Source organism: Hydrogenophaga pseudoflava (genome assembly GCF_031020795.1).
GTDB lineage: Bacteria > Pseudomonadota > Gammaproteobacteria > Burkholderiales > Burkholderiaceae_C > Hydrogenophaga > Hydrogenophaga pseudoflava_A.
The window spans coordinates 417,541-429,301 of the sequence record NZ_JAVHJP010000005.1 but is presented as its reverse complement, the minus strand read 5'-3'; the positions used below and the strand labels follow the sequence as shown (position 1 = coordinate 429,301).

Here is an 11,761-nt window from a genome sequence, read left to right as displayed (position 1 = left end):
CTGTAAACCCGCGGCTTGATCTCTTGCTAAGCTATCTGTGAGCGGCCCATGTCAAGATGGGATAACCGGACGCATACGGCCCGTATGGGCCAGTTCCAGACAGCAGATAGGCCCGGGCATTCAAAATGTGCGCAGTGCTCATCTGCAACAAGGAGATGGCAGTTCCGTCATCGCAAATCCAGTTTGGGGCTCGCATTCAGCGCTCCTTCAATCGGAGCGTGACTCTATGCGCTGCCCCGGTTTGAGAGCAACAAATACCTTTGAGGCTATCTGTTTTTATTCCTACACCCGCAGTACAGATGCGTCCTTTCACGGGCAACAGTGCTATCGCGCACCCAGGTCGCAGTGGCAAAAGGAAAGGAAACTGCGACCTCAATTCCCTAGCGGGCAAAGAAGCGGGCTCGATTCTTCACTAGCGTTGGGTCCAGTACTACCGCAGGGCCCTCTGGAACATCGGCAACCAACAGCCAGGCCCGCAGCAAGGGGAGACATGCGTCTGAGCCGCATGGTTCAGACGGTCAAATCAAAGCTCGCCCGAAGTAGCCACTGAAGGGGTCCGGTTCTCCGCCAGCGGTGAGTCGCCGGACACGACGAAGTTCGGGGTTCGTTTGTTCAGCTATGCGCTGCGCTCTTTGCAGCCATTCATGAGCGTGCTTTTGCAGGGGCGTATCTGATTCTGCCAACCGCTCCTGAATGCGAAGCAGGTACGCCAGCATCAACTGACTGTCGTTCGATGCTTTGGCCTCGGCCAGGAGCTTCTGCCTGAAGTCTTCCAACGCACGATTTTCGCGCTCCCGCTCTTCGCGCACTCTGGCTTCTTCTGCCCATCTCAGTCGTTGCGCTTCCATTTCTTGAGCGCGCTTCTTCAGGGCTCTTGCAGCGTCCACAAGACCTTGGACGAACGAGCCGAGTTTGTCGCTCAAAGACTCGCGAGCGCCATCACCCCACTTCTTGCGCCCGTCAAAGTAGCTGGTGATTTCTAGGCTCAGCTTCCCGGTAAAGGTATAGACATATTCAGTGCCTCCCAAGCGCTTGTAGAACGGGTCCTGCACGGGCGCCTCAGCTCTTGAATGTTGCTCGAAAAGTCGGAACGAGACGCGCTGGCCGTCATGCTCAAACTCAAGGGCCTTTTCGCCTTTGACCAGCTTCGCTTGGACTTCGGGCAGTGCCTTCTCCACCGCGTCAAGGAGCAAAGCTGCATATTCCACTGTTCCTTCAGAGACACGACATGAAAACAGTTCTGGGCCCGAGCACTCAAGGAAGCCGTGTCTGTCAGGCTTCGTACTCAGCAGCTTCTTTCGGGTCGCTGCAGTGAACCGGCTGAGCTTTTCAGCCTGAAGTTCAGGCTGGGGGACGACGACCAGTTTGGGTTCGTTCTCGTCTGCCTTGACTGGAGGAGCAAGCCGGTATCGGCGCGCATCGATTTCTATCTCGCTCTCGACCGCAAGCTTTGGCAGCGGTGGTCTGGAACCTGCCTTGCCGAACTTGAGCTTCACCCAGTAGCCCACCGGGGGCAGAGGAATCGCATGCTTGCGACAAGCTTTGGCTAAACCGACGTCAGAGATGTCGAGTTCCTTGGCGATATGGGTGACTGGCTTCTCCCAAACCCTGCGGTACAGCTCTTCACGCGAAATCTTCACAGCACCTCCTCAGCCTGCGCAAGAGCCGACGACCGGCTACCGACGTTGCCGCAGACATGCTTGAAGATTCAACAACAACGAGGTACTGTGAGCAACAGCAAACCGTGGTGGGAAAATGCAGGCCTACGTCGTGCTCTCATCGACCCTTCAACCCTTCACAGGGGAGTTACTCTCTGGTTAAGGTCTCCATGGGTGACCGTATGCGATGACACCGTAGAGGTACGGAGGAAGACCCCCCCTGCAGGAGGAATTTCTCACCTTATGAGGCCCGCCTTCTCACCTTTTGGTTCGAGAAGCCCGGGAGAGCCTTGATTCATAAGGGGGCATTTCTTGGCTTATGTGTCTCTCTACACGTTTCTGCAAACCTTTCTGCAAACCGACCCTTTTAGCGGTTTGCAGAAAGCGCCAAGTCTTTGATTCTTAAAGACTTATTCAAAAGACCATAAGCACAGCAGCCGTTTATGGCTTTTTGCTTTCTGCAAGTGACCAAATGGGTTGTGCTCGGGTGCCGGCGTTGACCAACCTCCCTGCCCGACGGAGATTGGTCAAGAGGTTGCCAATCTTTCGTTCCTTCTGCTCTGCGGTCAGCGCCTCGCTCAGCTTGGGCAACAGCAGCTGATTGATCTCCTTGCGCGTTGCCTGCCTGAACTTGGCCAAGTAGTCGGTCAGCAGCTTGGCGTAGAACTCATCGTCCTGCGCTCGGGTGCGGATGTAGTCCGCCTTGCTGGCTGTGACTTTGGCCACCGCGGCCGACACCCGGTACGCCGGCTTTCTGCCCTCAATCAGCCCCGCTTTGCGCAAACGCCCTGCCACATCGTCATCAATGGGCAGCTTCTTCTGCACCCGGTCCAGCGCGAACACATCGGCCAAAGCCAGCTGGGTGTTCTGAATGAGCAAGCGGCTGTATGCGGGGTCCACCACCGCGCCATGGATGGTCATGCGCACAAGGTTGGGTTCGCTCAAGTCGTAGTCGGGCAGTGGAAAGTAGCGCTGCGCCTGTGTCTTGTGCATCTCATGGATGCCATAACCCATGGTGTCGATCATGTTGAGCTCGACCATTGCCTGGGCCAGCACTGTGTTCCGATAGCGTCGCGGTGTTTTCTCGCCACCGATGTAGTCACGCGGCTCGCCCTCAAAAAAACTGCCTTCGTTTTCGAAGATCAAGCGGTCCAGCTGTTCCCGCACCACGATGCGTGCGTTACGGGTGTAGTCCTGGTGCGCAATGCAGTTGTGCAGGGCCTCCAACACTACCCGCTGGTCGTACTTGGCCACCTCCACCGGCAACAAAGCGTCTTGCGGCAGGATGCGCACCTGCACATTGCGAATCCGACGGTACAGCTCTGACGTCGCCAACAAGAACGGCAAGCCCAAATGCTCATAGGCCTTTTCCGGGCCTTCGAGCTTCCAGGTCATCTGGGCAGGGTGGGGCAACAGCAAGTGGGCAGCCTCGCGCTTGCCCAGCAGCAACAGCGCTGCCCGTGTCAGCTGCCCCGCCTGTGTCAGGCAGGCACGCTCCAAGAAGGTCGCCACGGGCCAAGCCTCGACCTCTTCACGCGGAAAGCGATTGGCGTACTTCTTGGCGAAGGAATCCCGGGCCACCTTCAGTGCTTCGGCATCAAGATGCTCCAACGTAGCCTGGGGGACACATTGGGCAGACCAGTCCAAGGACAAGGTCTGGCTGCGAATCTCATCGAGCTTGTCCAGACCCAGGGACGTGCGGCTCTCACCGGCTCTGGCGTAATAGTGCCCCTTCCATGCAATCGGCATACCGCGTGGTGCCGAAGGAATCTCAAACATAAGCACCCGTCCCGCCGGGTGCGCCGACACATGAATGTGGCGGAACGTGATACTCGGCTCAGTGGACTGCGCGATCTGATGCTTGAGGCTCTGCAGCCGATCGGACTCCATGCGGTAGGCACTGCCCACCACCGCACGTGACTTGTCGTCCACCCCGAACACCAGCCAGGCCCGGTCCAGTCCACGCAGGTTCGCCTCGTTGCTCAAGGCGGAAAAGTACTCGCCAATCTTGTCCGTGTCGTAGTCGTGGTCGGCGCGCTTGAACTCCACCACCTCGCTTTCCCAGGCGGCGATCAGTTGCGACAGGCAGTTGGCCAGCTGGTTTGCATCCATCAAGGTTCTACGCCTTCGTCTTCAGGCCCTTGGTCAGTGACCGCAGCGCGCCTGCGCAGTGCAAGGGCTGCACGAGCCGCACCCAGCTGCCATGTCGTCGAAAAGAACCAGAAGCCCAATGGAATCAAGGCGACCACAAAAAGCCAACGCTGGGTAGCCTGGTTTTCTTCAATCAGGCTCTTCGCGCCATCGCCTTGGAGCATCCCGCACATCAGGCCCGTCTCTTCCTTCGTAAACCCCGTCTTACGCACTACCGCGTCGACACTTGTCTTGCAGTCCGACGATGCAACAGACCAGAGCCACAGCGGATGCTGCAAAGACGACTCTTGCAGCCGGAAATAGGTGCCCGAGGCCTTCATGCGCAGCAAAGCGCCCGACGGCAGCAACAAGGCGCCAAGCCCATAGACAGTAGCCAGCAGTAGCCCGGCCAGCCAGCCCCTCCGCCGAATGAATGCGCTGGGTGGCTCTTTGATCAGGTCAGACCGCGTCACATCCACCCACTCGCGGGCCTTGGAGACGGTTGCGATGTCCAAGCGATGCTGTTGGCTCCAAGCGTGCAGTTTGTGGACGTGATCCAATGAATCCACCTTGATCCGGTAGGTGAAGCGGAACCGCTCCAGGTCCCGGCTGTTCACCAGGACTTCCTTCAAGATCGGGTCGTTCACGTCCGTGCTGCCGGCCAGCAGATGCCACACCCGATCCAGCACACTGCGGATCGATCCTGTACGCCACCAAAACCACGCAACCAAAGCAACGAAAGCCAGCGTCGGCATCGCTGGCTGCAGCCAAGGGCTTTGCAACAGGCCGTTGAAAGCTTCCAAACAGTTCCTCCTTTAACGAGCACGGCTCACCAGCTTAAGCCGGCGCCCGCCCCTCATACGCCGCTGCCAGCAACGGCTTGATCTCTTCAAACTCCTTCATCGAGGTCAGTGTGATCTCAACATCACCCGTGCCCCAGTGACCAATGTTGCTGACGTCTCTGGCGTTCTTTAGCGCTTTCACCACGGGCGCCGGGTCCAGGTGCAGGTACAGCAGAACGCCCTTCCTGGCCAACACCACGGTGGCGAAGTTCTTGAGCCGCTTGAACGCCATGTAGAGCTTGAGCTCTTTGCGCTGCACGTCATCACCCAGCGAGGTGGCGTAGTCCTCCAGCGAGGTCAGCACCAGCTTCAAATCGGCTGGTAGCACGCCCAGGTGTTCGGCAAAGGTCTTGTCGGTGCCACCCACAGCGGTGGATGTGGTCACCGGCGTCTTGCTGGCTTTGGCGGGCTTGGCCTTGCTGGCGGCGGCGGTGCTGGCGTTGGCCAGTTCAAACAACAGCAGGTCGTCACCAAACTTGCGGTAGCGAATCAGCTCGATGTTTCGGTTCATCTGCTGCACCGCGTGGCCGTCGAACTTGGTGAAGTCGGCCGCAATGCACACTAGGCGTGGTGCGCTCCAGTCGATCGCGTCGGCTGCGGCCTTGCCCACCTTTTCCAGCACCAGCAGCTTGAACTCGGCCTGGTGGTCCATCAACCAATCCAGGTAATACAGCCCTTGGTTGATGACGTTTTCACCCACCGAGCGCTTGTATTCGACGATGACCGGGCAGTGGTTTTCGTCCAGCCCCAGCGAATCGATACGCCCGCCGTGCGTTTTGCCGGTGGAGTATTCCGAGGCCAGGAAACGGATGCCTAGAAAGGTGTCCAGGTTCGCCTCGATCAGGTTCTGCATCGGCTTTTCCAGATCTGATGCAGCGCCTTGTAGCTCAGTGGCATGGCCCTTGGTGATGCGGAAGAGTTTGATGTCGCTCACGAAAACGCTCCGTTGGCCGCGCACGCCTTGAGGAAAGGAGCCTTCAAGAAATTGCACTCTGCGTAGGGTGCCTTCTGGGCATTCCGAAGGACTTGGGTCAGTAGCTCTTGGGGGTCTCTGCCCAATTCTTTCCACTCGCCATGCGCCTGCTCCAACCAGTACTTTCCATCGTTTTCAGCACAGAGCTTGGCCTTGTACCGCTCATCAATCCCGTACAAATCGCGCCATGTGTCGATCTGCTCTTGCAGCTCCGCCGGTCCGAACTGGACGGACACATGCTGGGGTTCCAGCGAAGACAGGTTGACTTTGTCCAGATTGAAGGAAATCGTTAGCTCGTACGGCACTACCGAGTACGGATAGAAGGCTCTCCGACGAACCTGCGCACCTGCCGGGTCTTTCACCGGGTACGCGACGTCCTTGCTTGTCTTGTAGCTGCTGTTGCAGTGAGGGCAAGCGGGTGCGAGATTCTTGAAGTTAATGGAGTTAAACGGATACAGCGCCTTGGGTAGGTAGTGGTCATACGCCTCGCGCTTACTGTGGTGTTGACCCAGCAAGTCGCTGATCCCACAGAACGGGCACTTACCCCGTTTGTTGACTGCCTCCCAGGCGCGATAGTGATCCTTGATATCGCCAATCCGCTTCTTGAGCGCTGCCATTTCCACGTTCGAATAGAGCCCCTTGAAGAACGAGGCCAACTGATCGCGAAGGTCCTTGATCTCTGTGGGGAAGTCCGCATACCGTTTTATCGGAACGAAGGGGTCGTTGGAGCAGACGCGTTCGATATCGTTGTTCGCCACATACCAGAGCCGAAGCTGCTCAATCTGGCAAGAGCTAAGAGCGGCGAAGAGTGTGTAGATGCGCTCCACATGCCCTGCGAAGAATTCAGCTCCTTTGCTATCGTCGAAGTGGAACTCCGACATCACCTCAAACAGCTCGGGATTCGATGCGAACAGCTCCAAACGGTACGGTCCTTTTGACGGAGCCTGGCACCACACCGCAAAGAATATGAAGTCAATAAAGCCCTGCATCTTCTCCATCTTGTGCGGCACATAGGTGTAGGGAAAGAGCATCGCTTTCACGCCCCCTTTTGTTTCTCTTCCAGCTTGTCCTGTATCGCCTTGATCAAGAGGATTTTTTCGACCGAGTCACCCAGCTCGGCTTCAATCTCATCGACCAGAGCCGACAAGTCCTCCTGACCAGCGTCAAAGCGCGCCTTGAAGCCGTCAAGCAGCGCTTCAGCAATGCCACCAACAGTCTCGCGCTTACCGAAGGTGTTCATGGTGATCTTGTTGATTGAAGCACCCAATGTATTGAACTCAGGGTGCTTGATGGTCACGTTGCCGCTTATACGGTCTTTCTCGAAGACCAGCACCTTTTCGGGCTTGCTGTCCGAAATAAGGAACGGCGAGTGCGTCGTGATCAACATCTCTTGAGAGGCCCCTTCTCGGCCCCTCAGACCCTGACGCAGTCGGCTGATGAAGCTGGCGCGCCAGTCCGGGTTGAAGTGCGTTTCCGGCTCATCCAATAGAAACAGGCTGTTGGTATCCCGGAACAAAAGGCAAAGCCCCAAGCTATGCAGCAGCTGATGCTCGCCGTCTGACAGGCTCTTGAGCATCAGCGCCTCCTTCACGCCCTTCTTGGCGAAGCGGACAAACTTGAAGCGCATCACCCGCTCATCCGACGCCAGTTTCGGCACCGTCTCGCTCACATACTGGCTATCCGACCGGTACAGGTCGGATTTCAGCTGGTCGCTCACCGTGTAGAGGTTCAGGGTGAGCAAAACCTGGAAAGCCTGGAACAGCGTGCGCGCGTCAGAGAAGCTTTCGCGGAAGGCCTGCTGAGTCGCCGGGTTCACCCAGTAGTCCAAGATGAGCGTGTCGGTGGCCTCGTCGTAAAACTCCAGCGTGGCACAGCGCCGCAAAGCATCCAACGGATATTGCGACATGCGGCGCTCTTTGGGGTTCTGCTCTTCCAACAGCCGAAGTACATCCAACTGATACAGCCCAGTCTTGTGGTCTATGGACACAGCAGATCGGCCCATCCAGAACGCCTCATCAGAAGACGCAGTGGAGCGTTCGATAGGGCGGATGAATGGCCTGGCTTGTGCTTCGTTCAGCAACACGTACCGCTTGAGTACGATGCGGAACTCTTTCAACGCCTCGATGCCAATGTCACGCGTGAAGAGCTCTTCCCGGCCGTCCCCAGCAAAAAGCAGGTTGCACAACAGAATGGCCTGGCTGAAGCTGCTGTCGAGGTACGTCAGACGTGTCTCTGGCCGCCCCGGGTACGGTAACCCCTCCCTCAGGCTCGTCCAGTACTCGTCGAACTGGATGAAGCGCATCTTGAAGAAGGGCAGGCTCAGGATTTCGTTTTCACCCGACGAATAGCCCACCACGAAATCTGGCAACAGAAAGTCGCGATGCTGCTCGCCACAAAGGCCGCCTTCGCCCAAGCCGTCAGCCAAGTGAATGAACTCCTGGGCGTTGGTCCAGTACATGCGAGGAGACTCGTCCTTGAGCTTCACAACACGGACGGTTGCGAGTCGTCCCAACGCCGCCAGCGAAAAAGTCGACGGGTAGATCTGGTACTCCAGCTCAAAGGCGTTTGGAAAGCCCGCCCCCTCTTTGATGCCTTGCGGGTTGTCGACCGGGTCATACTGAAACACCTCCGGCAGGAAACTGCGCCGCACCCGCAGCAACTCCAGCTGGTAGAAGATCGCTGCCAGCGCCTCCAGGAGGTTTGACTTGCCACTGCCGTTGCGACCGGCGCAGACGAAGGGGGCGAACTCATCCCCTTCGTCCCCCAAGGTGATCTCGGTTCGGAAGCAATGCTCAAAGCCCGTCGGCAAACTGCGGAAGCCGTCCGGGTCGGTGATCTTCAGCCGCAGCAGCTTCATCGGGTTCAGCCCTCGACTACGGCAGGCGGCTTTCGCACAGCCACGCGGATGTCATCGTCTCTACAGGGATAGACCTGTTCCAAGCGTCCCGCACGCAATGCGTGAAACACCCATGCCTTGATCAACTCAAAAGCATCGGCACCCAGCTCGAACTCGCGATCTGGGAAGACCTCTTCTGCACGGGCCTCTGCCGCTCGCATGAATTGGTCAACGGAGAACGCCATATCACCGAGCTGTTCGGTATAAGCCTCCAACCAGAAGCGCAGCAGCGGCTCAAGCTGTGTGCGGTCTTGCAGTGCGGGCAGAAGCAAATCGGTTTCGGGCAGGTCGATCACCGGCACGTTGATGGGCGCAGGCACGTTAGCGGCCACTGGGCTTTCTCCTTCGATAGTGGCAGCAGGTAAGGCTACCCGCGACAAATCCAACTCGCCCTTGAAGGCCTGCTGGCTAAGGGCGCCGTCGAGGGCTTCGAGGTCGGTGAGGCTTTGCTGGTAGCGGGACTTGAGGGCTTCGACCTTTTCTACGATGGCAGCGAATTGATTCTGGATTTCAAGGGGTGGCTTGATCATCGTGATCTTCTCAAAATCCCCCTTGGTCAGAATCTTCTTCATTCCCTTCGTGGCGTGGCTCTGTATGTAAGCCCGAGACAGCTTGAACAAACCATACAAGTACAGAGAGTTGACATCCTTTCCAGGCTGTATGGCATTGATCTGCTGATTGAACGATACCGTTCTGTCGGTTAACGCCGCCCGCCCGATAGATTCGACGCTGCCCGCGATACAGGCTACAAGCAAGGCGCCGTTCGTGACCGTTCTGGCCCTTTTCGCTCCGACCTCAGAAAGGTATTCTGTAGCCGGTGTGACGAAAGCCGCATCACCGGTGATGTTGTCCGTTTTGATCCATTCGATGAAACTGCCATCGTAATTTGCGGGCTCATTTCTGGGTGGCGTGTTGCCGGTCGAAATCCTGCCGAAGGCTTTCAACTCAGGTTTGTCCCACCCCTTCTCATTCCGCAACGGGTCACCAAACATCGCCAGAAACACGCTCTTGAGCAGGTCGTCGAGTTGTTGCAGGTGTTGTTTGCGCTGGGCGATCAGCCCTTCCACTTTGCCGAGCAGATGGGCAATGCGGATTTGGTCGTCGAGGGGCGGAAACGGAATTTCCAGGTTGAGGAAGTCCGTTTTTGTTAGGCTGCGTCGCCGTGCAACAGCACCTTGCATGCGCGAGGCATATGAAGCCCTTGCCTGCGCGGATCGCAAATATCGCTCAAGGTAGGGGATGTGGGAATCTGGTTCGCTTCGTAGCTTCCAGATGTCATACGCCGGACTAACGATTCCTGCTGGATATTTGGTCTGAAAACCGAGGACACCCTCATCAATCGGGAAGCCGACAACCAATTCGTTCTTGTATGCGACACGATAGTTCGAGGTGTCTGAACTGGCAACGCGCTTCTTGAACTTTTCTGCTTGATCGACCAAGCCATGCTTCATGGTAATCGAAAGGACTGGCAAATCCTGATCGCCAGCACGGTGGCGGCCCGACAGTTCCAAGAGTTCACGTAGAGGCTTTGGGGTCCAGCTCATCGCACCATCCCCTTCAACTCCAGCAGCTCGCGTACGATACCGCTCTGCACCTTTATGAGGTCTGCCTCGTCCACGGCGCCCACCTCTGCCTGAATCAGTCGATCCAAGATATCGCTGGGCTTGTCATAAGTCACTTGCTTGAACACATTCTCCCGGTAGCGCGATAGGGAAAGGTCGTAGCCGTTTTGTTCGTTGACGATCTCTGCACGCGGCACCATGAAACATTGAGCCCTGCGGTCAGAATCTGTTTCGGCATTCCGTGCGTGGTAGCGAGCGACGATATCTTGCAGATCGCCATAGCCTTCCAATTTGGTCCGCTTGTCGTCGGGGCTGTAGCCGTCGGTGCGCATGTCATAGAACCAGACGTGATCGGTGGCAGGCTTGATTACCTTCTCTTTCGAACCCCACACCTTGGTGAAAAGCAGGATTGCAGTAGCCACACCGGCATAGGGCTTAAAGACGCCGCTCGGCATGGCAATCACTGCCTTCAGCTCACAGCTGTCCACTAGCAATTGACGCAGCTTCTTGAACGCACTGCCGGTATTTGTGAGAACCCCTTGCGGAACAACGACGCAAGCGGTACCGCCTTTTTCCAGTAGGCGATAGATGTTCTCGACAAACAGCAGCTCGGTCTTGGTGGTGCCAAGGGTCAAGTTCTCGTTGATGTCGCCCTTGTCGATGCTGCCCGTGAAGGGCGGGTTGGCCATCACGATCTTGTATTGGGACTCCTCGGTGTAGCTCTTGCTGAGGGTGTCTTTGTAGTCAATGTGCGGCTCGTCAATGCCGTGCATCATCAGGTTCATCAGGCCCAGGCGCACCATGGTCTGGTCGATGTCGTAACCCCATAGCGTCTGCTCCAACACGTCTTTCGCGTCCTGGGTCAGCGCAGCCGCGACTGAGGTACGAACAAAGCCGTCCTCGTCTGGCTTGAGATTTGTAGCCCCTGCCCGAATAGCCAGCTGCGTGACGATGTATTGGTAGGCACCCAGCAGAAAGCCACCAGAACCACAGGCTGGATCGGCAATACTGTGGCCCAGCTGCGGCTGCACCAGATCAGCCATCAACTTGATGACATGCCGCGGTGTGCGGAATTGGCCGTTCTTGCCGGCAGTGGCAATCTCGGACAGCAGCATTTCATAGACATCGCCCTGAATGTCCTGGAACGCCTGTCCTTTCTCTCTTGAGTCCTTCTCCATCACCTCGAAAATTTCGTCGATGGCCTTCACCGCCTCGACCAGCAAGGCCGGCTTGGGGATGATGAACACCGCATTGCGCATGTGATGGGTGAAGTTGGACTCCGCGCCGTTCAGGTCTTTGAGGAAAGGAAAAACCTTGCCTTGGACGTGCTGCAGCATCTCTTCGGCCTGCATGCGCTTGAACTCGCTCCAGCGCAGGGTGCGCTTGTCGACGCCATATAGCCTCATGGCTTCATGTTCCAGCTGCAGACGTTCGAGGGGAGTCGCCGATTCGGGGATGCGCGCACGTTGTTCCGGTGGCAACCAGGTGCCTTCGAACTTGGATGTGTACTTCTCGCCCGTGAACCTAGCTTCGGCCTGGCGCTTCAGGTCAAGCTCGTCCAGCCGCTTCATGAACAGCAGGTAGGTGATCTGTTCGATGGCGGTGAGTGGGTTGCTGATGCCACCGGCCCAGAACTTCTGCCAAAGCTGGTCGATCTTGCCTTTGAGTTCGGGATTGTTTTGCAGCATGGGTGTGCCTGG

The 11,761-nt window shown here is 57.2% G+C and carries 8 protein-coding genes; all 8 read right to left on the bottom strand.

What is annotated here, in order from left to right; all coding sequences use genetic code 11:
* Window positions 1-518: 518 nt before the first annotated feature.
* On the bottom strand, window positions 519-1,640 hold the full coding sequence (locus RCO38_RS18380; RefSeq protein WP_308329835.1) for a hypothetical protein: 1,122 nt from the start codon (window positions 1,638-1,640) through the stop codon (window positions 519-521).
* A gap of 459 nt (window positions 1,641-2,099) precedes the next feature.
* On the bottom strand, window positions 2,100-3,770 hold the full coding sequence (locus RCO38_RS18375) for an RNA-binding domain-containing protein (protein ID WP_308329834.1): 1,671 nt from the start codon (window positions 3,768-3,770) through the stop codon (window positions 2,100-2,102).
* A complete protein-coding gene (locus tag RCO38_RS18370; protein ID WP_308329833.1) occupies window positions 3,770-4,591 on the bottom strand; it encodes a DUF6216 family protein in 822 nt (273 codons plus the stop codon). The genes RCO38_RS18375 and RCO38_RS18370 overlap by 1 nt, the downstream gene beginning before the upstream one ends.
* Before the next feature lie 34 nt (window positions 4,592-4,625).
* Window positions 4,626-5,564 carry a DUF5655 domain-containing protein gene (locus RCO38_RS18365; protein WP_308329832.1) on the bottom strand — a complete coding sequence of 313 codons (939 nt, stop codon included), beginning with the start codon at window positions 5,562-5,564 and terminating at the stop codon, window positions 4,626-4,628.
* Window positions 5,561-6,643, bottom strand: a complete 1,083-nt coding sequence (locus RCO38_RS18360; protein WP_308329831.1) for an HNH endonuclease — start codon at window positions 6,641-6,643, stop codon at window positions 5,561-5,563. Before RCO38_RS18360 ends, RCO38_RS18365 begins: the two co-directional genes overlap by 4 nt.
* On the bottom strand, window positions 6,640-8,460 hold the full coding sequence (locus RCO38_RS18355) for a restriction system-associated AAA family ATPase (protein ID WP_308329829.1): 1,821 nt from the start codon (window positions 8,458-8,460) through the stop codon (window positions 6,640-6,642). The genes RCO38_RS18360 and RCO38_RS18355 overlap by 4 nt, the downstream gene beginning before the upstream one ends.
* A 5-nt stretch (window positions 8,461-8,465) precedes the next feature.
* Window positions 8,466-10,043, bottom strand: a complete 1,578-nt coding sequence (locus RCO38_RS18350) for a restriction endonuclease subunit S (RefSeq protein WP_308329828.1) — start codon at window positions 10,041-10,043, stop codon at window positions 8,466-8,468.
* The gene (locus RCO38_RS18345; protein WP_308329827.1) at window positions 10,040-11,749 is read right to left on the bottom strand and encodes a type I restriction-modification system subunit M; all 1,710 of its coding nucleotides are present in this window, start codon (window positions 11,747-11,749) and stop codon (window positions 10,040-10,042) included. Before RCO38_RS18345 ends, RCO38_RS18350 begins: the two co-directional genes overlap by 4 nt.
* Window positions 11,750-11,761: the final 12 nt, after the last annotated feature.

Excerpts from the sequence above, each read along its gene's own strand:
- RCO38_RS18375 (WP_308329834.1), bottom strand. The coding sequence starts at position 3,770 with ATGGATGCAAACCAGCTGGCCAACTGCCTGTCGCAACTGATCGCCGCC.
- RCO38_RS18355 (WP_308329829.1), bottom strand. The coding sequence starts at position 8,460 with ATGAAGCTGCTGCGGCTGAAGATCACCGACCCGGACGGCTTCCGCAGT.
- RCO38_RS18350 (WP_308329828.1), bottom strand. The coding sequence starts at position 10,043 with ATGAGCTGGACCCCAAAGCCTCTACGTGAACTCTTGGAACTGTCGGGC.
- RCO38_RS18345 (WP_308329827.1), bottom strand. The coding sequence starts at position 11,749 with ATGCTGCAAAACAATCCCGAACTCAAAGGCAAGATCGACCAGCTTTGG.